At 48.6% G+C, this 22,603-nt stretch carries 17 protein-coding genes; 6 read left to right on the plus strand and 11 right to left on the minus strand.

Features of this window, described 5'->3' with window-relative positions; genetic code table 11:
- Positions 1 to 60: 60 nt before the first annotated feature.
- Positions 61 to 1,320 (minus strand): radical SAM family heme chaperone HemW, encoded by a 1,260-nt coding sequence (gene hemW / locus S7335_RS00370; protein WP_006454587.1) that lies wholly within the window; start codon positions 1,318 to 1,320, stop codon positions 61 to 63.
- A gap of 158 nt (positions 1,321 to 1,478) precedes the next feature.
- Between hemW and S7335_RS00375 the strand changes: the two genes are divergently transcribed.
- Entirely contained in the window at positions 1,479 to 2,564 is a 1,086-nt protein-coding gene (locus S7335_RS00375; protein ID WP_006455015.1) for a PIN/TRAM domain-containing protein, read from the plus strand.
- 157 nt (positions 2,565 to 2,721) lie between these two features.
- On the opposite strand, the gene S7335_RS00380 is transcribed toward S7335_RS00375, so the two are convergent.
- From S7335_RS00380 to murC, 7 genes are all read right to left on the minus strand, one after another.
- Complete coding sequence (locus S7335_RS00380) at positions 2,722 to 3,600, minus strand: IS982 family transposase (protein ID WP_006453390.1); 879 nt, start codon at positions 3,598 to 3,600, stop codon at positions 2,722 to 2,724.
- A 66-nt stretch (positions 3,601 to 3,666) separates the two neighbouring features.
- Positions 3,667 to 5,319 (minus strand): FAD-binding domain-containing protein, encoded by a 1,653-nt coding sequence (locus S7335_RS00385; protein ID WP_006453873.1) that lies wholly within the window; start codon positions 5,317 to 5,319, stop codon positions 3,667 to 3,669.
- A gap of 304 nt (positions 5,320 to 5,623) precedes the next feature.
- Positions 5,624 to 7,477: an EAL domain-containing response regulator gene (locus tag S7335_RS00390; RefSeq protein WP_006456223.1), complete on the minus strand. Its 1,854-nt coding sequence runs from the start codon at positions 7,475 to 7,477 to the stop codon at positions 5,624 to 5,626.
- A gap of 617 nt (positions 7,478 to 8,094) precedes the next feature.
- Positions 8,095 to 8,565: a low molecular weight protein-tyrosine-phosphatase gene (locus S7335_RS00395; RefSeq protein ID WP_006454485.1), complete on the minus strand. Its 471-nt coding sequence runs from the start codon at positions 8,563 to 8,565 to the stop codon at positions 8,095 to 8,097.
- Between the two features lie 28 nt (positions 8,566 to 8,593).
- On the minus strand, positions 8,594 to 8,938 hold the full coding sequence (locus S7335_RS00400) for a YbaB/EbfC family nucleoid-associated protein (RefSeq protein ID WP_006454791.1): 345 nt from the start codon (positions 8,936 to 8,938) through the stop codon (positions 8,594 to 8,596).
- 30 nt (positions 8,939 to 8,968) lie between these two features.
- Positions 8,969 to 9,955 (minus strand): UDP-N-acetylmuramate dehydrogenase, encoded by a 987-nt coding sequence (murB, locus tag S7335_RS00405; RefSeq protein ID WP_006456800.1) that lies wholly within the window; start codon positions 9,953 to 9,955, stop codon positions 8,969 to 8,971.
- 47 nt (positions 9,956 to 10,002) lie between these two features.
- Entirely contained in the window at positions 10,003 to 11,520 is a 1,518-nt protein-coding gene (gene murC, locus S7335_RS00410) for a UDP-N-acetylmuramate--L-alanine ligase (protein WP_006455710.1), read from the minus strand.
- A 337-nt stretch (positions 11,521 to 11,857) separates the two neighbouring features.
- On the opposite strand from murC, the gene S7335_RS00415 reads away from it, so the two are divergent.
- Together S7335_RS00415 and S7335_RS00420 are read left to right on the plus strand one after the other, a co-directional pair.
- Entirely contained in the window at positions 11,858 to 12,874 is a 1,017-nt protein-coding gene (locus tag S7335_RS00415) for a type I glyceraldehyde-3-phosphate dehydrogenase (RefSeq protein WP_038015315.1), read from the plus strand.
- Between the two features lie 187 nt (positions 12,875 to 13,061).
- Positions 13,062 to 14,681 carry a radical SAM protein gene (locus tag S7335_RS00420; RefSeq protein ID WP_038015317.1) on the plus strand — a complete coding sequence of 540 codons (1,620 nt, stop codon included), beginning with the start codon at positions 13,062 to 13,064 and terminating at the stop codon, positions 14,679 to 14,681.
- A 470-nt stretch (positions 14,682 to 15,151) separates the two neighbouring features.
- On the opposite strand, the gene mnmH is transcribed toward S7335_RS00420, so the two are convergent.
- From mnmH to S7335_RS00440, 3 genes are all read right to left on the minus strand, one after another.
- The gene (gene mnmH, locus S7335_RS00430; RefSeq protein WP_227499917.1) at positions 15,152 to 16,201 is read right to left on the minus strand and encodes a tRNA 2-selenouridine(34) synthase MnmH; all 1,050 of its coding nucleotides are present in this window, start codon (positions 16,199 to 16,201) and stop codon (positions 15,152 to 15,154) included.
- A gap of 514 nt (positions 16,202 to 16,715) precedes the next feature.
- Complete coding sequence (locus tag S7335_RS00435) at positions 16,716 to 17,483, minus strand: SIMPL domain-containing protein (RefSeq protein WP_006454525.1); 768 nt, start codon at positions 17,481 to 17,483, stop codon at positions 16,716 to 16,718.
- Positions 17,484 to 17,750: 267 nt separating this feature from the next.
- Complete coding sequence (locus tag S7335_RS00440) at positions 17,751 to 18,506, minus strand: DUF2062 domain-containing protein (RefSeq protein ID WP_083785022.1); 756 nt, start codon at positions 18,504 to 18,506, stop codon at positions 17,751 to 17,753.
- 359 nt (positions 18,507 to 18,865) lie between these two features.
- On the opposite strand from S7335_RS00440, the gene mnmE reads away from it, so the two are divergent.
- The 3 genes from mnmE (at position 18,866) to S7335_RS00455 (ending at position 22,578) form a co-directional block, all read left to right on the plus strand.
- The gene (gene mnmE, locus S7335_RS00445; RefSeq protein ID WP_006456124.1) at positions 18,866 to 20,245 is read left to right on the plus strand and encodes a tRNA uridine-5-carboxymethylaminomethyl(34) synthesis GTPase MnmE; all 1,380 of its coding nucleotides are present in this window, start codon (positions 18,866 to 18,868) and stop codon (positions 20,243 to 20,245) included.
- 88 nt (positions 20,246 to 20,333) lie between these two features.
- A complete protein-coding gene (locus S7335_RS00450) occupies positions 20,334 to 20,909 on the plus strand; it encodes a Uma2 family endonuclease (protein WP_038015321.1) in 576 nt (191 codons plus the stop codon).
- 46 nt (positions 20,910 to 20,955) lie between these two features.
- Positions 20,956 to 22,578: an NAD(P)/FAD-dependent oxidoreductase gene (locus tag S7335_RS00455; protein ID WP_006454750.1), complete on the plus strand. Its 1,623-nt coding sequence runs from the start codon at positions 20,956 to 20,958 to the stop codon at positions 22,576 to 22,578.
- Positions 22,579 to 22,603 lie beyond the last annotated feature (25 nt).

Consider the following 22,603-nt stretch of genomic DNA (forward strand, 5'->3'; position numbering starts at 1 on the left):
GGTTGTGATTGTCTTTATTAATCAGCAATTAATGGCGCCCTCGATTGCAGCCTCGGTTCGCTACTCGCTATGTGCAACGTCCTCAAGGGCGTTAAAAGCATCGGTAATCACGACATTAGACATCAAGAAACCTTCGGGATCGCTGAGCTGTATACGATCTGTTGGCCTAAGTTTGATTGCATTGGAATCATCTAATAAAGCGGATTCAACTGAAGCAGATTCAACTGAAGCGGATTTAATGGTGAGCCAGCCGTTTTGGAGATGAGGGGCGATCGCTTTACCCAGCGCTTGTAGTCCCTTTTCTCCATAAATCTGATGAACGCCCCCTAAAGCGATGCCCGCAGGTAGTCGTAGTCCCATCATAATTGATTCAACCACTTGCTCTTCTGGGTCGATAACAGGGTCTGCTGTTCTACCGCCATTTTGAATAAATGCATCTACCCACACTTGATAGCGTTGTTGAGTTCGAGGTCGATCGATGCGCTGGTGGTTCAAGTAGCTAGTCGCACCCATCCCAAACCCGTAGTTTTGTTGGCAGCGCCAATAGGTCAAATTGTGTTGGCTAGCGTAGCTGGGCTTAGCATAGTTACAAATTTCGTAGTGTTCATAGCCGTTAGCGCTCAAAACTGAACGGGCAACGCGGTACATCTCTACGGTGAGATGATCGCTAGGCAAAGGGGCTTGTCCCGATATGTAGTAGCGACTAAAAGCGGTTTGGGGTTCGACGATCAGATCATAGATAGAGAGATGCTTTGGACCCAGTGTGATCGCTTCTATTAAAGCCGCTTGCCAATCTTTCATGACTTGATAGGGCAACCCCAAGATCAAATCTAGGCTGAAGTTCTCGATCCCAGCTTGCCGCAGTAGCTCAACCGCATGGAAGATATCTTCGCGCCGATGAAACCGCCCTGCCGCCGCTAGCAGTTCATCTTTGAAAGCTTGCACGCCTAGACTCACTCGATTCACGCCCGCTGATTTGTAGCCTCGAATGTGGTCGAGGTCAAACGTCGCCGGGTCCATCTCCATCGTGATCTCCGCGTTTGGTGCAATGCCAAATCTATGGGCGATCGCCGCCAGAATTTCTTCTACCTGTGTTACAGACAGCAGCGAAGGCGTTCCCCCGCCGAAAAACACCGTTTTCAGCGGCCTTTTGTCGTAGATAGGGGTTGCGGCAATCTCTTTTAGCAGCGTTCTGGTGTAGGTGGCCATCGTGTTAGACGTGTCGCCCCGCTTCTTTTCGCCTATAACCGTGATGGCAAAATCGCAATAGAAGCAGCGTCGACGGCAAAAAGGAATATGGATATAGGCAGAGGTCACCATAGCGCTGCTATGCACAAGAGGTTACAAAAAAAGTGAGAAGACCAGCGAACGATAGATCAACCCCTATAATGGCCGTAATCCTAATCACAGCAATGCTTTTAAGCGGGTTGCGCTTTTCCTTACGGCTCTACACTTCTATCCGGTTTTATACATAGCTTATGCTCGACGCACTCATTGTATTTTCATTCATCCTTACCGGGGCAGCCGTCGGCTTTTTTAGCGTCGAGCTTCTTCCCGACTCAGCCCTCAATCAAGTCAGTAATATTGAAGGGCTAGAGTCTGTCACTGCTGGCTTTGGTGCGCTAGTCGGCGTTGCTATCGGCTTGATTGTACAGACTAGCTACCGCCGCATAGAGCGGCAGATTACCGAAATGCCGCCGGACCGACTGCTAGCAAGGGCAGTTGGCCTAGTCGTAGGGCTACTCATTGCCAACCTCATGCTAGCACCGCTTTTTCTGCTACCTTTTCCAGTCAAGTTTAGCTTTATCAAACCCGTTACAGCGGTCATGGGTAGTCTGATATTTGCCGTCACTGGCATGAGCCTAGCGGAAACCAACGGTCGCGCCCTCTTCCGACTGATCAATCCCAATAGCTACGAGACCCTGCTGATTTCTGAAGGTACCCTCAAACCGTCTAAGTCCAAGGTACTAGATACCAGTAGTATCATTGATGGCCGCATAGAAGATCTGCTCAAGACTGGGTTTATTGAGGGTCAGCTACTGCTACCGCAATTTATCCTACAAGAGCTACAAAGAGTTGCTGACTCAGCTAGCGATCAAAAACGAGCTAGGGGCAGACGGGGCCTAGACATCATCAACCGCATTCGCAAGAACTATCCCGATAGAGTCATTGTTGATCCAGCAGACTATGACGACATTAATGCGGTCGATGCCAAGCTGGTCAAGCTAGCTCAAGAGATGAAGGCAGACTTGCTGACCACAGACTACAACCTAAACAAAGTCGCAAGCGTCCAGCAGGTGAGTGTATTGAACATCAACGACCTGGCCAAGGCGCTCCGTCCTACCTACCTACCTGGAGATGATATTGAGATTCGAGTGCTAAAGGAAGGGAAAGAACCCTCACAAGGCGTTGGCTATTTGAATGATGGCACCATGGTTGTTGTTGAAGAAGGTAACGAGTACATTGGCGACAATTTAGTCGTCGTCGTCACCGGGGCTTTGCAAACCTCAGCGGGTCGGATGATTTTTGCTAGACCTAATCGCTCTGCTATGGCCTCCTCATAGTCTTTACTAAGCTCGGCTCTAAAGACAGGCTCAGCTCTAAAGACACTCAATCTAGGCCTAGCAGATTCAGCTGAGCGTGGTCTTTTTTAGCTTCGCGTTTCTGACGGCCTTTCTGGCGAACTTTTTGCCGTTTTGACTTGTTTAACGTCAGTTCGGGTTAAGCAGCAGGGGGAAGTTCCCATTCCATATGGAGAGAAGGCTTCTTCGGTTGGTGGCAATAAGCAATCAGTCCACAGAGGATGTTGACCCAGCAGTTGACCGGACTACGGTGACGAGAATGCTCTATCTGCGAAATGTTCTTCAGTTGGTCGATAATCGTTTCGATGATGGAACGTTTGCGCGAGAGTAGCTTGTCAGTTAGCCGCACTAGCTGGTTCTTCATGTTGCGCCGAGGCTTAGCAAAGAACTCGATGTTGAACGCGTCGAGTAGTTGCTTGGCCAGCTGCTTCGATACATAGCCTTTGTCTGCGCAGACTTTTCCCCATAGTCCAGTAAGTAAGTCAAAGGCGGGCTCACGGTCGTCCGTATTGCCCGGGGTCAGGGTGAGGTTGAGCAGTTCACCGCACTCGTTCACCACGAGGTGTAGCTTGAAGCCATAGAACCAGCCGACAGAGGTTTTGCCCCTAGCTGCCGTATCTTTGCAGACCTTATGCTGCCAAATGCGACGGTTGTGGCAGACCGATAGACTGGTCGCATCGATAAAACTAATGCCTGTACAACGGCCGAAGCAGCGCTTCAGATAACAACACAAGGGAAACAAACAAGAGGGCGTCCATTCGACAAAGCGGTTATAGCTGACTAGCGTTGGAAACGCTTGCTTCCAGTACTGGCATACATGATGAACGTAGTAGTGTTTGAAGGTGCGGTAGTGGCTTTGGTGAAAGCCGATGAGTATCGTCATCACTTCGCTTAGGCTCAGCGAACGAGCGCGTTGTCGCGTCTTTAGATGGTGGCTTAGCAGTTGACGCTGCCAGAGGGGTTCAAACACTTGGCAGAAGTCATCGACGTGGCAGAACAGTTCTTCTAAGCTGAACATAGTGGAGGATAGGGCTGATGGGTTTTACAACTTCAGCTTACCTATCCTCCTTTCTTCGAGCTTTCCTTATCCCGAACTGACGTTGTTTAGCCAGCCGCCGTGGGTAACGAACCAAGTGCGAAGAATTTTGGATTGTTGCTTGTCCAGGCAATCTAGATCTAGCGCAGCAGGGAAAAGGCTATCGGTGTTCTTTTGGGTCCAGCTGACATCGCTAGGGAAGAGATCTGCGCCGAAAGGAGTGACGTCTTTTGGCATCCTAGTCAGGAAGGGGTTGATGTCTGTAGCGTGGATGATATGGTGGCGAAGATCATCAATCCGTTTGGTTCGGCGATCGCGCGCCTGTGCATAATTCAAAATCGGCTGAGGATATCCCTTCACCTTTGGCGGCGTTCCTAGCTGCTCGGGCTTGAGATGTCTTAACTCTGGTAGCCAGCGATAGACAAAACGACCTTGCGGATCGCAGCGATCAATCGCTTCTTGCTGCGGATTGTAGATCCGAATCCACGCTTTATTTAGGCAGTGAGTGACACCCGCCTGCTGAGCCCACTGATAGTGATCAATCGGACAGTCGCCATCAATTAAATAGCGCATGAAATGCAGAGCGCCATATCGCCAGTCCATGCCAATTAGATTGCAAAGGAAACTAGCATAGATAGCGCGGACACGAAAATTAAGTGCGAGCCAGCCACCAGTTTCTTTTAGGCAGCGAGCCGCAGCATCAATGATGGGATAGCCCGTCTCACCATTTTTCCAAGCCTCGTAGTGCTCAAAGTTATCGTCCCAGCCGCCGTTTTGAAGCTCCTCAGCAGGCAGCAAGCTATCGCTTGGTCCGGTTTCAAAAGGGGTATAGAGTGATCGCACTTCAAGCTGCGGCAGATACCGAAACCGCTGTGTAAACCCACTGCCCCATCGCAATCGAGAAAGTAGCTGATGAGCACTGCGCTCAACCCTTTTATCGGTCCACCAGCGGGGGTCTGCCTGCCTGTCCCAGATTGTCTGTGCGCACTCCCGAATAGAGATAGCACCATACTTGAGATACGGACTTAGGCCACTAGTCGCGTTCGCACTTGGATAGGAAAGCTGCCAGTAATACCGTTGAGCTTTGCGTTCATCAAAAAAAAGATTAAGCAGCTTACGGGCCTCGATAGTGCCCCCTTGAGGCACCAACATGCCATCTGAGATATGGCCAACCGCTTCCAACGATGGCAGTTCATCAGATGAGATGTCGGGGGGAACTTCGATTTTTTGAGGAGTCGGGATTTGAGGCGATCGCACGCTTTGATACCAAAGCTGTCGATAGTCCGGATAGGGGACCAAATCAGGTGTGCCACCTAAAGGTTCAAACCAGCGAACTTTTAGACCTTCTCTAGTTAGCGCTTGGTTCAAGCGTGCATCTCGCACACGTCCATAGATCCGTTCATAGTCTATATAGCTATAAATGCCATCAGACTGAGTCTCTCTAACTAGTTTCGGCAGCACCTCTACTGGATCGCCTGAGCGCAAAATCAATCTGCCGCCACGCGATCGCAAGTCCTCATCCAAAGCCGCAAGACAGCTCAGCATAAACCGTACTCGCCCCGATCCCGTTTCTGGATGCTTCAACAGCGCCCGATCAAATACAAAGACAGGGACAATCAGGCCTCGCCGGGCGGCTCGATAAAGCGGCTCGTGGTCTGCAATTCTCAGATCTCGGCGAAACCAAACAACAGTACGATTCATGCTGACAAGAAATGACCTCGACACTTGCTGTACAAAGGGTTGCCGCTAGCGATTGTTTACACTAAGACTCCACCGACGTGATTAGTCTCTACCCCTAGACCAACATCCCAAAGTCGATCTCATGATCGACTATTGGGATCATAAGACAATAGCAGTTCATCCGAACTACTATTCCCCGAGTGTAGATTGCCTTGAACGATGACTTGGAAACATATACTGGCTATGACTTTATCTTCAGGCAATAGCCTTTCTAGAAAGACTAGCCGCCAAAACTAGCAGTTAAAACCAGTTCGCTAGCCAGTAGTTAGTCGCTGGCTGGCTCTAACCAGCTATAAATTGGCGTAGACAACAACGCAGCTACCTCGTCCGCACCGACCGCTTTATGAAATAGATAACCCTGACCATACTGGCAGCCTAGCTTTTGCAGTTGATTAAGCTGCGTGCTATTTTCGATACCCTCGGCTACCACTTCCATATTCATTGTCTTGGCCATACTAATAATCAGCGGGACAATTCCCAGGCTGTCTGGATCATCGGTGATTGACTTGACGAATAATCTATCTACCTTCAAGCAGTCAACGGGTAGCTGGTGCAGATAGCTCAGCGCAGAATATCCTGTACCAAAATCATCGATACTTAATCGAATATTCTGCTGCTTTAGCGCCTGCAAGATTTCATCTACTAATTCATGATCTCCAATCAGAGCCCGCTCCGTTAGCTCCAACCTCAAGCGGTGTGCAGAGATACCTGCAGAGTCTATACAGTGCTGTATGTGGCTTAGAATAGAAGGCTGCAAAAGCTGCTCTGCAGCAATATTGACGCTAATCGTAATCTCGCTATCTAGCACACCGGCTTTTTCCCAGTCAGATATGTGCATGCAGGCCATCTTTAGGACCTGTGCGCCTAGCTCAACAATAAAGCCTGTTTCCTCTGCAAACGGAATGAAATCGTTGGGCGGAATTAACCCTTCTACCGGGTGCCGCCAACGCACGAGGGCTTCAAAGCCGACTACCTTCATGCGCCTTATATCAATGATTGGTTGATAGTGAACCTCGAATTCTTCCCTTTGCAGGGCTAGGCGCATACCTGTCTCGAGATTCAATAGCTTCACAGCCAGATGGTGCATGCCCGGTTCAAACCAGCAATACTTGAGGTGCATGTGTGCTTTGGCTTGATACATCGCTACATCCGCATCGCGCAGCAAATGTTCTGCAGAAGCATAGCTGCTATCGCCCCATACCATACCAATACTGGCAGTAGAGAAAATATTGTGCCCAGCGAGCAAGAAGGGTCGAGAAAGGATTCCATAAACAGTTTCAGCAAAAGCAGTCACAGCCGTTTGGTCAGCAATACCTACTAGCAAAATACCGAATTCATCGCCGCCAAAGCGAGCTACCATATCGACTTCGACGTGCTTTTGCTCCAGGTTGGTAAGCCTACGAGCAATGCCTTTCAAAAGCTGATCACCAATGCGATGTCCCAACGAATCGTTGATCCTTTTGAAGCGATCACAATCTAGAAATAAAACTGCAAAGGACGTCTGGGGATCGTCTTGAGAATGTGATATCACATTGTCTAAACGTCTTAAGAACGACGGCCGGTTGGGTAGACGAGTCAGGCGATCGCTTTGAGCTAGATCGAGCATTTGACTATGAGCTAGCTCAAGTAGCTGTGTTCTTTCATTAACACGTTTTTCTAGCTCAACATTGATCTGCTCTTGCCGCTTCCGGGCTAGCCGTAGCTCGATTTGCAACTGTACACGAGCGATCACCTCCTCAGTCTGGAACGGCTTAGTCACATAGTCTGCCGCACCGCTGCGAAACGCTTGGATTTTATTGAGAGGAGCATCCAACGCGCTCAGAAAAATTACTGGAATATGAGCAGTAGCTGATACCGTGCGCAGCCGTCTGCAAACTTCGTGGCCATCCATATCGGGCATCATGATATCTAGCAGAATCAGAGCAGGTTGATGGCTCTGTGCCAGCATCAGCGCCTCAAGCCCGTTGGATGACTGAATGACTTCATAACCTGCAGAAGTCAGTAGTTTGGACAATACAAATAGATTAGTCGGTGTATCATCAACAATCAAAATGCGGCCTAGCTGTTGGTTCACCATCTGACAAGAAGCAGACTGGAGCAAGCTAGGTGGAAAAGTCATATGTGTTTCCGACAATGTTCTATCCAAAAGACTAGGCTGACGAAACTGAACGCTCAGTTGTTCATTGATTCTTCATTCATGGAGCTATTTACTACACTTTCTAGAGATACCCTAGGTATGTCCTGCGATAGGTATGTCGTGCGAGTAGATAGCGGTCAGCCAAGTTAGTCTAGCGATACAGTAATACTGAACAAAACGGAATATCGCTATAGAAACCTGCCAAGTAGTTGTAAATCTGTCCTGAAAATCAGGTTCTAAAAATAGTTAGTTAGCTTAAGGTGATTGAACGATAGCTGTTGAAGATAGCTTTCGAGTCACAAGAGATTAGCATTGGGGGTTATCTCTATTGTCATAGTTGAAGCTGCTATAAGAGCGAAGATTTAATAATTTGCTCAAATTTGTTAAATCCATATACTTAGCTACCACCCAAAATCATTTATTGCGCCCCACAGATATCTCCTTTAAAGAACTATGGGTCTTTTAGAAGACTATGGTTCGGTTTAATTAATTCTGGTTGATTAGGAAAACATAGTACCCAGCTGCTAGCTGAACTATTGATTTGTAAAGATAACAAGGCAGAGCTTTAGGAAATTGAAACGTTCCTTAATGATCAGCGCTTACTTAGGTTCAACCTCTGCAAGCAGTCCATCACAAGCATCCAAAAGCAGGTCAATCACATAGTCAAATCCCGCCTCGCCACCATAATAAGGATCTGGAACTTCCTTATCACGATGACTTCGACAGTAGTCACACATCAGCTTTATCTTGTGGGCATAGCAGTTGCTTTCATCCAGATTCAGGATATTTTGATAGTTGCTGTAGTCCATCGCCAGGATCAGATCAAAAGTCTCCAAATCGGCTGCTGTCAACTGTCTAGACTGGCCTACTAGCGTCATTCCTCGTCGCTGAGCGGCTACGTTCATTCGGCGATCGGGTGAACTGCCCACGTGATAGCTGCTAGTACCTGCCGAGTCGCACACGATTTTGTCACCTAACGATCGCTGGGCAACTAGATGATTCATAATGTTTTCTGCCGAAGGCGAGCGGCAGATGTTGCCTAAGCAGACAAAGAGAAGGCGGGTAGGCATAGACGCTCTTGTATCTGGGGTTACTAAACTACATTCCTGGTAGGCTCAGTCCACCTGTTAGCTCTTCCATCTGCTCACGCATGGTTGCTGTGGACTTGTTATATGCATCTAGCATCGCCGCTTTGACCAGATCAGAAAGGACTTCTGCACCTTCGCCTAGAGCCTCTTCAGAAATCGCTACGCCACGCGGCTCTTGGTTGCCACTCATGATGACTTTGACTAATCCACCACCAGCGGTGCCTTCAATCTCCATCTGCTCAAGTTCTTCTTGAAGGCGTTTTGCCCCTTCTTGAACCTGCTGTGCTTTTTTAAAGGCCTCGCTTAGCTCTTTCATTTTGCCAAGGCCGAATCCAAATCCTTGTCCTTTTGTCATGGCTCTTTAGTTTGTTTGATAAATCGACTGTCAAACTATAGCACTGGCTCGGGGGGAGTCGAAGCTGGGAGAGTCGAAGTCACCAATGATTTTGACTTCGGGTTCGAGTCGGATACCGTTACGCTCTTCAATCACAGCTTGGGTGTAATGAATTAAAGCGAGAACGTCATCAGCCCGGGCACCTCCTAGGTTGACAATAAAATTGGCATGAAGGGTGGAAGTTTGGGCCTTACCAATTTGGTGGCCCTTAAGTCCGGCTGCCTGAATTAGGCTACCGGCACTGTGATGTAAAGGATTGCGAAAGACGCTGCCACAGTTAGGAAGGTGGTAGGGCTGAGTTTTTCGCCTTGATCTTAGGTCGCTAGCTGTAGCCGCTTTGATTTGGGTAGGATCGTGGCCAGGACTGAGCTGAAAAGTAGCCGAAACGACGGTGCGATCGCTCCCCTGAAGATTAGACGTTCGATATCGAAAGCCTAAGTCAGCAGGCGTTAAGGTGCTCAGTGTGCCATCAGGATCAACAACTTCGGTCTCTACTAGAATGTCGGCCGTTTCTCCGCCATGGGCGCCCGCATTCATTACAACGGCTCCGCCGACAGTGCCTGGAATACCAATAGTCCATTCAAACCCTTTGAGCCCCTGACGAGCCGCTTTCCAGGCCAACGACGACCAAGGCTCTCCGGCAGCAGCGGTCACTCTACCGGTAACTGCATCGAAGCAACTCTGTCTGAGCGCTCTGGTGCAAACAACTAGACCGGGCAAGCCGCGATCGCTAATCAACAGATTCGACCCTGCTCCTAGCATAGTGACACTCAATTCTCTTGTTCTTGCCCAAGCCAAAGCGGATCGTAGCTGAGCGACTGTCTTTGGCAGCACTAGCCACTCTGCCTTGCCTCCGACCCGTAAGCTGGTAAGTTTGGCGAGTGGCGCCCCGGCGATGATATTGAGGTTTGCTTGAGCAGCGTCTACACCAGAAGCATCTGAATGCAAGCTGTCTACAAGTTGTACGTTGTCAGCCATTTTCGCCAGCTATCTTTTTGAGCATTTATCTAGGTCAGTAGCGCCTCCTAAGTAAGTGCGGCTTCAGGCGCAGGCACGGAGGTATAGGCAGCCATCACTTCAGGAATAATCTGGTTGAGGTTGCCAGCCGTTAGGAAAATCACGATATCGCCTGAGCTTAGGCTCGTCATCAGCACTCGCTTGGTATTTTCTAACGTGCCGCAATACTCAGTGCTAGGTAAGTGCTGAGCGATCACATCTGCTAGTTTTTCACCGGTAATCCCAGTGAGATTAGCTTCGCCGGCGCTGTAGATATCAGTGACTAGCAGGCGGTCAGCTCCTTCAAAGCAAGTAGAGAATTCGCTCAGCAAGGTCGTTGCCCGGCTATAGCGATGAGGTTGAAAAACGGCAACAATCCTACGCCCGCGGCCTGATGGCAACTGTTGAGATCGTTGAACTTGAGCAGCAGCTAGCGTTGCTTTGATTTCGCTAGGGTGGTGGGCATAGTCATCAACAAACAAAATCTCGTTGTGAAAGCCACGGTGCTCAAATCGGCGACGGGCTCCTTTAAAGTTAGGCAGATGAGTTTGGATGCTCTCAAAGCTAACGTGCAGCAGTCGTGCTACCGCGATCGCTGCTAGGGTATTACTCAGATTGTGCAGACCTAAAAGCGGAATGGTGAGATTCCCCAAGAGCTTTCCTCGCTCCAAGATATCGGCAGTCATACCATCAGCAGTCTCGACGATATTAATGGCTTTGTAGTCAGCCTTAGCCTCTGCCTCTACGCTATAGGAAATAGTCGGCTGGATGCGATCGCGCACTGTCGGACAATCAATCGAACCCACCACCGTTTTACACTTGGTGACAAACTGATCGAAGATAGCCACTACCTGATCGAGACTAGTGTAGTGGTCAGGATGATCAAGCTCGATGTTGGTAATCACCCCAATCTGAGACGACAGCTTGACTAGAGATCCATCTGATTCATCCGCCTCAGCAACAACGTAGTCACTCTGACCAACGTAGGCGTTGCCACACCAGGCACTGACCTCCCCACCAATAATAATCGTCGGATCAACGCCGGCTTTGAGTAGCAAATAACCGGTGATGCTACTTGTGGTGGTTTTGCCATGAGTACCGGCGATCGCAATGCCTTTTTTCTCATTCATTAGCGCCGCCAAGATATCCGATCGATGAAAGATCGGACACCCCAAAGCCAGTGCCTGTTTATACTCCGCGTTGCTCTCACCGATGGCTGTCGAGCAAACTACCTGAGGTAGCATCGTCTGGAGTACTCTGGCCTCCTTTGGCAGCACCGTGACATTCTCAACTGTTAAAACTGCTTGCCGCCCTTCGGCTTTCTCTTTGTCCTTATTTGTAAAAAAGTCTAAATTCTCTGCTCGTTGCTGATTGAAAATATGCGCCCCTTGATTCGCAAGCCGCTCAGTAATATGGCTCAAACGCAGATCAGATCCTGAGACCTTCAGCCCACGGCTTGCTAAAACATGCGCCAGAGCCGACATCCCAATTCCACCAATTCCAATAAAGTGAAACGGTCTGCCGCTGAAATCTACTGAATTCAGCATGTTTAATTTCCCCTCAAGCCGTGGCACATCAAAATAATCAGGCGTATCATAACAGGAATCTCCAGTGCGACCCTAGCTAACCTCATTCGACCTTACTCGACTAAGCATTTAGATAGGTATTCATACATAGCCTCTTCAAGTCAGAACATACCCATTACGGGTTTTATGTATCAAACTACGTTGAAACGCCAACCTCGACATCTCTCTCATCTTTACTAATAGGTATAAAGACCTAAGTAAGAAATGCAGGTGACGATGATGCGATATGATTAGGGTTGCTTATAGAGACTTAACTTTAAGTCATTTTCTGTATCTGAAAATACGAGGTTAGCGCGCAGTGGTTAGAGTAGCAATTAATGGTTTTGGGCGAATTGGCCGGAACTTCCTACGGTGTTGGTTGACACGCGAAAACAGTAATCTGGAACTGGTTGCTGTCAACAACACATCAGATCCTCGGATCAACACCCACCTGTTGAAGTACGACTCTTTGCTCGGTCGGCTAGATGCAGATATCTCATACGATACCGACACAATGACTGTGAATGGCAATGTCATCAAGTGCTACTCGGATCGCAATCCTAGCAACCTCCCTTGGAAAGAATGGGACATTGATCTGGTCATCGAGTCCACAGGTGTTTTCAATAGTGAAGAAGGTGCTTCTCGTCACATTGAAGCAGGTGCTACCAAAGTTTTGATCACCGCGCCTGGGAAAGGTGGGCATGTTGGTACCTACGTCATGGGCGTAAACGATCAAGACTATGCACACGATAAGCAAAACGTCATCAGCAACGCCAGCTGTACCACTAACTGCTTAGCTCCGGTTGTTAAAGTCATCAACGACAACTTTGGCATTGTCAAAGGCACAATGACCACTACTCACAGCTACACAGGCGATCAGCGAATTTTGGATGCGAGTCACCGCGATCTCCGTCGGGCGCGGGCCGCGGCTGTCAACATTGTTCCGACAACTACTGGCGCAGCTAAAGCAGTTGCCTTAGTCATTCCAGAAATGTCTGGGAAGCTGAACGGAATTGCACTACGTGTACCGACCCCTAACGTTTCTATCGTCGACTTAGTGGCTCAAGTCAGTAAAAAGACAATCACTGACGAGCTGAACGATGTGCTCAAGCATGCCGCTGAGACTAATATGAAAGGCATCTTAGGCTACACCGAAGAGCCTTTAGTCTCTGTCGACTTCCGTAAAACAAACGTCTCTGCAACTATTGACTCTCAGCTATCTTTAGTGATGGACGGCGACATGGTCAAAGTCATCGCCTGGTATGACAACGAGTGGGGATACTCTCAGCGCGTTGTTGATCTTGCGGAATTGGTTGCTAGCAAGTGGGAAGGTTAGTCCCTGCTGTAGGTCGTTACTTTTGATCTCGGTGAAAAAGCGGATAAAACAGCATAGGAAAGAGAAGCAGGGGCCAAGCGCTCCTGCTTTTTTATACGTTAGGCTTTTATAGCTGTGCTTTCTATATCTTTTATATTTTTCTATAGCTCACCGTTGCCTCATACCGTTGATTTTTACTGATTGATTTGTGCCTAACTCTGTTTTCTCATTAGAAAAGTGTTTGTTTACACCTGCGGCCTCAGTGGCGGATGCGGTGCCATTAATCTATGCATTTCCGAACGAATACAGCGTTGGTATCACCAGCTTGGGCTATCAAGTGGTGTGGTCAATACTGGCACAAAGAGCAGATATTGAAGTGAGTCGTCTGTTTACCAACGCGCGCGAGTCAATGCCAGTGCGAGCGGAACTGATGGGATTTTCCCTGTCTTGGGAGCTGGACTATGTCAATGTACTAGACCTGCTAGAAGATCAGCGCATTCCTATAAGAGCCAAGGAGAGAACAGCAGATCACCCTTTGGTATTTGGCGGTGGGCCAGTTTTAACGGCTAATCCAGAACCGTTTGCGGCCTTTTTCGATGTCATTCTGCTAGGTGATGGCGAAACGCTGCTGCACGATTTTCTAGACGAGTATCAGCGGGTACGGCATGCCGACAGATCAGCTCAACTCAAGGCGCTGGCGCAGGTTCCAGGCGTTTATGTTCCCGAACTTTATGCGGTGACTTATGTCTCTAAATTAGGACCGATTGCTGCTATTGCGCCTATCGATAAAGAAGTGCCTGCTGTCGTCAAAAAGCAAACCTATCGCGGCAATGTGCTATCGGCTTCAACAGTAGTGACCGAAAAAGCTGCCTGGGAAAATATCTTTATGGTAGAGGTGGTGCGTAGCTGTCCGGAGATGTGTCGGTTTTGTCTGGCGAGCTATCTGACCCTACCGTTTCGAGCGGCTAGTATCGAAGCCTCGCTGATTCCAGCGATCGAGAGAGGATTGCAGGCAACTAGGCGGCTGGGGCTGTTAGGCGCATCGATTACACAGCATCCTGAGTTTGAAGCGTTGCTGGACTATCTCAACCAGCCTCAGTATGACGATGTGCGGCTAAGTATGTCGTCGGTGAGAACAAATACAGTCAACCAAAAGCTTGCAAAAACTTTGGTCACTCATGGCTCTAAGTCAATCACAATCGCCATCGAAAGCGGCTCCCAAAAGGTGCGCGATATTATCAACAAAAAGCTGAATACTGATGAGATTGGAACCGCAGCGCATCAGGCTAAATTGGGTGGACTAGCCTCGTTGAAGCTATACGGTATGGCTGGCGTACCTGGGGAAAATGAGGACGATCTTGACCAAACGGCGGCGCTGATGATTACGCTCAAAAAGCAGGTACCCGGTCTAAAACTGACGCTAGGATGCAGTACATTTGTGCCCAAAAGTCATACGCCGTTTCAGTGGTATGGTGTCAACCCGCAAGCAGAGAAGCGACTCAAGTTTTTGCGTAAGCGGCTCAAACCTTGTGGCATAGATTTTCGGCCGGAAAGCTATAGCTGGTCCGTAATTCAAACGCTCATTTCAAGAGGCGATCGCAGACTTGCCGATTTACTAGAGCTCACACGAGGCTATGGCGACACTTTGGGCAGCTATCGCCGTGCGTTCAAGGCGCTAAAAGGAACTTTGCCACCCCTAGACTTCTATGTATATGAGCAGTGGTCAACTGAACAGGTACTCCCCTGGGACCATCTAGAGGGCCCTCTACCAAAAGCTACTCTAGTCAAGCATTTGATAGAAGCTGAGACGCATATGCAGTCGATTTAGGAACGCTCCTTTATCAAAAAGCCAGCCTCCTTATAGCTATCTATCGTCTTTATCCGATGACTTTAGCCATCAGCTAAAGCTGTAGTTACTGTAAACTCTGTAGTCTTCGACTTATTTGCCGTCGTTCTTTGAAGCGTCGAATTTGCCTAAAGATGATGCAAGGCAAGGTCACAGGGCTAAGCAGAGTCGCAACCAAGATAAACAGAACGGCTTCAGGCGATAGCACGGCATCCTCGTCATTCACGAATGCAATCAGGACGCTGATAAGAGTAATACCAGCTATTGCGTAATAAAAAGTGGTCATCTTTTTTAGAGGCTTGGTCTTCTACGGTTTGCGCACCCAGAGTTTACCCACTCAGATAAGAGAGACCGATAGATAAATACTGTTACAGATCTCAATATGTGATGAATTGAATGTGCCTATCGTAGCCTAAGCAAACTTTCATGTGGTCAGACTATAGACAGAATTATTATTGGCATTTGCTCTTAATAGTATATGAGCTATTGACTAAGAACATGCGTAGCTTTTGAGCCGCTTGACTGGAGGAAAGCCCTGTCACGGCTATCTCTGGAACAAGGCGATCGCGATTCTCGAGCCCGTAGCGATAGGTGCGATCATAGTAGTCAAGGGTAATTGAGACAGCAGTAGCTAGATCGCCTACTTGAATAGCAGCGATCGCGGCTTGCGTTCTTTGTCCTCCTAGCCGTTTACGAATTCGCTCAGTAGCTGAGATTAGATCGGCAGGTGTCGCTTTGCCATAGATATCTACCAACAGCGCTACTCTCTCTGAGATAGGACGAGTAATCTCTAGAGCAAAGGCCGCTTCCATCTGTTCAAACAACTCTGCGGGTATTCGACAGGCACCCACTCGCCGGCTCTCTGCTTCAATCCAAACCGGTCGATCAGGGACAAATTGCTGCCATTCGAGCGCCAAAATGTTTTCAAATTGTTCAGTGCTAGGCTGGGGCGGTAAGCACAGTGCGCCGAAGCTGCTGCCACGGTGGTTAGCATACCCTTCTAAATCAAGCACCTGTTCACCCTGCTCGGCTAGTGCATGCAGAATATCTGTCTTGGCTGTGCCGGTCATGCCCCCTAGCAGAACAATCTTCTTAGTAATAGATAAAGTACTGCGAACCCACTGGCGAAAGGTTTTGTAACCACCTTCGAGCGTAACTATATCAAAGCCTGCAAGATCAAGTGCCCAAGCGATCGCACCGCTACGCATCCCACCACGCCAGCAATGAACTCGCACCGCTCCATCAGGAGCTAACACTTTTGCTTGTCGGATAAACTCTCCTAGTTTGGGACCTACGAGATCGAACCCTAGCTCTACTGCCTGTTCTCTGCTCTGTTGCTTGTAGCAAATGCCCACTTTAGCGCGTTCTTCGTCTGTGAATAGCGGAAAGCTAATCGCGCCTGGAATATGACCTTGCTCAAATTCACCCGGACTACGCACATCCAAAATTGGACCCGCTGCATTGAGGAATTTATCAATAGAGACTACGGAAATGTGAGACACAAATATAACTTTAGCGATAGGTAAGCTCTCATATCCTAGTTCTTTTGGTTCATTTGTTCGAGGGTTATCTACTTTGCTCTGTGCTGCTTTAGAAAGCTCATAAATAGTTGGGATTTCAGTGGAACATACGTTCGAGATGGATAAACGAACTAGACCGCTGCATTGAAGTTCTGTTGCCGTCGTCTCATAGGTAGGAAACACTTCAACTACCACAAGACGCTTTTGTTAACGCATCTGCTTGCAGAAGATCTTGTAGTAGAGGCTCAACCGGCCGAGGGAGGTTATTTCTGCTTTTGTTAGAGAAAGTTTTCGAGTAATTCTTTGAAACAACCAAAACCTTGACTCTGTCTCTAAAAAGTAATTACTCACAAGATAGAGGAATCAACGTTGCGAGCGCAAGCAACAGCTAAATACCGCTGGTATTGTTGATTTGTTCGCACATGACAATCAACTGTGTCCGATGTCGTAAGCTAATGTGCGTTCGCTTGTGGAAACCAGCTCGTTTGGAATCTAGCTAGTAGCTGATGTACAAGGTTACTTGTCCACTGATGGTTTGTTCTTGTCCGAGGACGATGGTGCTAGCAGCAGTATCAGCTAGGCGATTTTCGACAGCTTCTGGACGAGGAACAGGGACGCTAACAGAGCCAATAGAGATATTCACAATTTCTGCGCGAGAGAGTCCTAATGTACTTAGCACCGTGTCCGCCTGCTGCTGCGCATCTTCAACAGCGTTAGCAAGTGCTTGCTGTCTAGCTGCAGTAGTCACATCATCTTCTGCGACAAAGCTAATGCCGTTGATTTGAGTCGCACCTCGATTGACAGCCTCATCTATGAGGGGTCCTGCCGCTTCGGTTGGTACTCTAAATCTAACGGTGTTAGTCGCTTGGTAGCCAATTAGCCTCTGCCTGTTGTTTGCATAGTCATAGCGAGGGTTAAGCGAGATGCCACTTGTCTCTAACTTTTGCACATTATCTTGCGATTGCAACCACTCAATCACGGCTGTAGACTGCTGAGCCGCCTGCTGTTGAGCTGATTGAGCCGTCTCTGCTTCTATGTTCACGCCTAGATTAACTTGAGTTAGCGTAGTAGGGATTGACTGTATCCCTACCCCAGTAACACTCAACACTCGCTCTGACTGATGCACAGGACCACTATTCGTTTGAGCTATGGCTGAGCCAGAGCGCAGGGTGTAGCCTCCTACTGGAACCAGAGTCATCATTGCCAATGCTAAAGCCCACCTTCGACGGCCTAACTGCTTAGGTCGGATTAGCCAAAGTTTCATCACATATTTCCTCAATGTATCTTCGATGCGTTCATCTACTGAACTTCATCTACTAAAAATGCAGATAACTCACTACAGAATACTGTCACTATGATTGAGAAAAGCACTGGTTTCAGTTTCAGTAACCTCTCACTGGTTCTGCCAGCATGGTTCTGCCAACATTTTAACAATTACATTTGATTGGCATTGAAACAGCTAAAACTAGACCGGTCAATACATCTAATGATTTTAGATCAATACCCAATTCGATGGCAAAGGTGGACTACTCTACCTTCTATCGCTCTGTTTCTTTTCTCGAAACAGAGCAATCCGCAGGCCAAAGTAATAAGCAATGGAGCTTGCAGCTATACCAACCACGAAAGAACCTAGTAGCAGCGACGCACTTGCAGACACGCCTAGGCTCATCCACTCTTCCGTGCCAGCAGACGCAGATGGCATCATAATGTCGTTAGGTAGGCGCAATAGCCAACGACCGACATGAAAGTTGAGCGCAAAGATAGGAACGTAGGTAAGCGGGTTGCTAATCCACGTGCCGACAGCGGCCATAATCTTATTGCCACGAATCGTAGCGGCGATCGCAACCCCAATGATCGTCTGAAAGCCTAGTAGCGGAAATGCCCCAGCAAACACGCCAGCAGCAATACCTCTGGCGATCGCATGAGGGCTGCCTTGCATTCTCAAAAAGCGAATATAAAAGTAGCGAAACAACCGCCGCCAGTAAAGTAAATTGAATCTTTTTAGCACAGAATTATTGGGTAACGCTCTCTGTCTAGCAGCTCTCTTTTTTCTGTTTGACTGTTCACTAGAAAAGAGCGGCACCGGCCTTTCCATCAAAGCCAAAGACTCTACATCTCCTGTAGACTCTCTGCGCACTGTAGCAGACGCTTCACTCGCTGAGCTTCTGTGCATGGACTCTCTAAGTGCAGCCAAGTCTAGAGCAGATAGCGAATAGCGATCTCCTTTCGATGGCGGTAGCGACCTATCGTAATCTGCAGTATCAGGTTGTGACATCGAATTTTGCATAGCTTACGAAGGATATATCACTAGTCTTTTCACCTCAGCTCAAGAAAGGTTTTTTGGGAGGACTCTAATGGGTTGTAGCCCAACAGTATTTTGAAGCCAGCCTCAAAATACTACCTTTAAAGTCTTGCACCTTACCTAGTGGCAGGAGGCCAGAGAGATATGCGTCCACTCAGCTTATTTTATACCAGCGAATGAAATCATCTACCGCGTGAGTGATAAGTTGGCCGTAATACTACAAAGAGGCACTTCCTATCTTTAGATTCGTACTCCTGAGCAATCCCCTTGTAATTGATATGTTGTGGCTTAGGTCATACAGTTTCTGAACAGACCGCTGCTCTACGCCCTGTGCCCATTCGATCATGCCTCAGACCATCCACCAAGCTGAAACCATCGTGGCGATCGCTACTGCCATTGTCCCTGAACAAGGGAGCGTTGGCATCGTTAGGCTATCTGGGCTAGATGCGATCGCGATCGCCAAACAGCTTTTTCACGCGCCTGGACGACAGCCTTGGGAAAGCCACCGCATCCTATATGGACATATCCACAGCCAGCAGACCATCGTTGACGAAGCGCTGCTGCTGCTAATGGAATCGCCTCGCTCTTACACCCGCGAAGATGTCGTCGAATTTCACTGCCATGGTGGCATTATGGCAGTGCAGCAGGTGCTTCAGCTCTGCCTACAGCAAGGCGCTAGGCTAGCACAACCAGGTGAATTCACCCTGCGGGCTTTTTTGAACGGACGCCTAGATCTTACTCAGGCTGAGAGCGTTGCCGATTTAGTTGGCGCTCAGTCCCCACAGGCTGCTCAAACGGCGCTAATGGGAATTAGAGGTAAGCTAGCTGAGGTTATTCGTCAGCTTCGTAGTCAGTGTCTAGATGTACTGGCAGAGATCGAAGCACGGGTAGACTTTGCCGATGATCTACCACCGATCAATGAAGATGACGTGCGATCGCGCCTTCAATCCATTCATCATCAGCTCGCCCAAGTTCTGTTGACCGCTGATCAAGGTGAATTACTTCGTACTGGTCTTAAAGTCGCCATCATCGGCCAGCCCAACGTCGGCAAATCTAGCTTGCTCAATGCCTGGAGCAAAAGCGACCGGGCAATCGTTACCAATCTGCCTGGTACCACCCGTGATGTCGTCGAGTCGCAGCTCATCGTCGGTGGTATCCCGATTCAAGTCCTTGACACCGCTGGCATTCACGCTGCCACCAACGAAGTCGAAAAAATCGGTATTGAACGCTCATTAACGGCTGCTCAATCCGCCGATCTCGTATTGCTGACCATAGACGCCACCGTTGGCTGGACAGCGGCAGACCAAGCCCTCTACGAGCAAATCAAAGACACGCCTCATATTATCGTAGTCAACAAAATTGACCTGTTAGCTGATAGTCATCCCACCACCCTCCCACTCCCTCACTCCCCCATCGTCCACACTGCTGCTGCCGTCAACCATGGCATCCCCGAGCTTGAAGCCGCTATTCTCAGTGCTGCTAACGCGGGCGATCTCACCGCTGCTAATACCGACATCGCCATCAACCAGCGTCAAGCCGCCGCGCTTACCCAGGCTGATATTGCGATCGCCCAAGTCGAACAGACCATAGCCAATGCCCTTCCGCTTGATTTTTGGACAATTGACCTACGCATAGCCATTCACGCCCTTGGCGAGGTCACTGGAGAAGAAATCACAGAATCTATGCTTGATGAGATTTTTAGCCGCTTCTGCATTGGCAAATAGCCTTGACGGACATTACCAGCAGACAGAGGTCTGCGATACACTGTATTCACCGCTTTGTGTTGCTAGCATTTCGTTGTGAAATAGCTCTATGACTGCTCTAACGCTACAGATGCCTCCGTCAACGAAACTCTCGGACGAGCAGTTTTATGAACTATGTCGCGTTAATCGTGACATCAGAATTGAGCGTAGCGCCAATGGAGAATTAATCTTGATGCCCCCTACTGGTGGAGAAACGGGAATCCGGAACGCTGATATCAACGCTCAGCTTTGGATGTGGAACGAAAGTAAGGGACTAGGCAAAGTATTTGATTCTTCTACTGCTTTTAGGCTTCCTAATGGAGCCGATCGAGCGCCAGATGCTTCTTGGGTGCAGATTGAGCGGTGGGATGCCTTAACGCCGGAGCAGAAGGAAAAGTTTCCCCCTATTTGTCCTGATTTTGTCGTTGAGCTGCGCTCTAAAACCGATCGCCTCTCGGTTCTTCAGGCCAAGATGCAAGAATATGTAGACAATGGCGCCAGACTCGGGTGGTTGATCAACCGAACGGATAGTCAGGTCGAGATCTATCGCCCTGATCAGGATGTAAAAGTTCTAATCAACCCTTCGTCTGTATCGGACGGCTCTGTTCTTCCAGATTTTGAACTGAAGCTCAAAGGTATTCTTTAGCTCTTGAGCTTCAGCTTGTTCTCTTCGAAAGTTTTAAGTTTCTTTTATGCTGCGTCTCACAGAAGTCAAACTTCCTCTAGATCATACTGAAGCTGATCTAAGAGCAGCTATCCTTCAAAAGCTTAAGATCGGTGATGCTGATCTTAAAAATTTTTCAGTTTTTAAGCGTAGCTACGATGCTAGAAAGAAAAACGCTATTTCATTGGTGTATGCGCTCGATATTGAAACGCCAAAACAAAAACAACTGCTGAGGAAGTTCAAAAAGACAGGTCGCGTGTCTCCAACTCCCAATATGGGCTATCGATATGTTGCCAAAGCGCCTAATGATCTAGAGATGCGTCCGATTGTGATCGGCGTTGGCCCCTGCGGTATGTTTGCGGCGCTGCTGCTAGCCCAGATGGGGTTTCGGCCAATTGTGTTAGAGCGAGGGAAGGCAGTACATGAGCGATCGCAAGACACGTTCGGATTTTGGAGTAAGCGTAGGTTCAACCCCGAATCCAACGCCCAGTTCGGCGAAGGCGGCGCCGGAACTTTCTCTGATGGTAAGCTCTATAGCCGGATCAAAGATAATGACCATCACGGGCGCAAAGTACTACACGAGCTAGTTGAGAATGGCGCTGTTCCAGAAATCTTGTATATCAGTAAGCCACACATTGGCACCTACCGCCTAGTCAAGATTGTTGAAAATATTCGTAATCAGGTGATTGAGCTAGGGGGAGAAATTAGATTTCAAAGCCGGGTAGAAAAGATTGAGCTGGATAGACAAGGAGAGAATCGTCAGGTTCGCGGCGTTACCATAGAAAATGGAGACTTTATTGCCAGCAATCACGTTGTTTTAGCAGTTGGTCACAGCGCTCGCGATACCTTTGAGATGCTCCATCAGCAGGGCGTCTATATCGAGCCAAAACCTTTTTCTGTCGGCTTTCGTATAGAGCATCCGCAGCCACTGATCAATCAGCAGCGCTATGGAGACAATGCTGGAAATCCCATTTTAGGAGCTGCAGACTACAAGCTAGTGCATCACTGTGCGAATGGTCGCACGGTCTACAGCTTTTGTATGTGCCCAGGTGGGCAGGTGGTAGCAGCGACTTCTGAAATAGGCAGAGTGGTGACCAACGGTATGAGTCAATACGAGCGTAGCGGCCGCAACGCCAATAGCGGCATTGTGGTTGGGATTACGCCAGAAGTCGATTACCCTGACGATCCGCTAGGTGGCGTTAAGCTTCAGCGCCAGTTAGAGACCAATGCTTTTAAGCTAGGCGGCGAGACATACGAAGCTCCAGGGCAGCTAGTCGGAGATTTTTTGGCAGGGAAGGCTTCGACGGAATTTGGTCAGGTAAAGCCGACCTATCGACCGGGCGTGCATCTGTGTGACTTAAGTGAGAGTTTGCCGGACTATGCGATCGCCGCTATTCGTGAAGCCATCCCTGCTTTCGATAAAAAGATTAAAGGATTCGCGATGAAAGACGCTGTTTTAACGGGTGTTGAGACGCGTACCTCTTCTCCTATCCGGATCAAACGAGATGAACGCTTTCAAAGTTTGAACACTCCAGGTCTCTATCCGGCCGGAGAAGGTGCAGGCTATGCAGGCGGTATTCTCTCGGCTGCTGTTGATGGCATCAAAGTTGCTGAAGCTGTTGCACTGAGTATGGTAGCAGCAAACGAATAATGTTTGTTCTACTTGAGCTGTTCTA

This window comes from Synechococcus sp. PCC 7335, from assembly GCF_000155595.1.
Lineage (GTDB): Bacteria > Cyanobacteriota > Cyanobacteriia > Phormidesmidales > Phormidesmidaceae > Phormidesmis.

Coding starts and splice junctions, on each gene's coding strand:
- S7335_RS00450 (WP_038015321.1), top strand. CDS start 20,334: ATGACTGCTCTAACGCTACAGATGCCTCCGTCAACGAAACTCTCGGAC.
- mnmE (WP_006456124.1), top strand. CDS start 18,866: ATGCCTCAGACCATCCACCAAGCTGAAACCATCGTGGCGATCGCTACT.
- S7335_RS00400 (WP_006454791.1), bottom strand. CDS start 8,938: ATGACAAAAGGACAAGGATTTGGATTCGGCCTTGGCAAAATGAAAGAG.
- S7335_RS00375 (WP_006455015.1), top strand. CDS start 1,479: ATGCTCGACGCACTCATTGTATTTTCATTCATCCTTACCGGGGCAGCC.
- S7335_RS00435 (WP_006454525.1), bottom strand. CDS start 17,483: ATGAAACTTTGGCTAATCCGACCTAAGCAGTTAGGCCGTCGAAGGTGG.
- murB (WP_006456800.1), bottom strand. CDS start 9,955: ATGGCTGACAACGTACAACTTGTAGACAGCTTGCATTCAGATGCTTCT.
- S7335_RS00380 (WP_006453390.1), bottom strand. CDS start 3,600: ATGTTCAGCTTAGAAGAACTGTTCTGCCACGTCGATGACTTCTGCCAA.
- S7335_RS00440 (WP_083785022.1), bottom strand. CDS start 18,506: ATGCAAAATTCGATGTCACAACCTGATACTGCAGATTACGATAGGTCG.
- hemW (WP_006454587.1), bottom strand. CDS start 1,320: ATGGTGACCTCTGCCTATATCCATATTCCTTTTTGCCGTCGACGCTGC.
- S7335_RS00455 (WP_006454750.1), top strand. CDS start 20,956: ATGCTGCGTCTCACAGAAGTCAAACTTCCTCTAGATCATACTGAAGCT.
- S7335_RS00395 (WP_006454485.1), bottom strand. CDS start 8,565: ATGCCTACCCGCCTTCTCTTTGTCTGCTTAGGCAACATCTGCCGCTCG.
- S7335_RS00385 (WP_006453873.1), bottom strand. CDS start 5,319: ATGAATCGTACTGTTGTTTGGTTTCGCCGAGATCTGAGAATTGCAGAC.
- murC (WP_006455710.1), bottom strand. CDS start 11,520: ATGCTGAATTCAGTAGATTTCAGCGGCAGACCGTTTCACTTTATTGGA.
- S7335_RS00390 (WP_006456223.1), bottom strand. CDS start 7,477: ATGACTTTTCCACCTAGCTTGCTCCAGTCTGCTTCTTGTCAGATGGTG.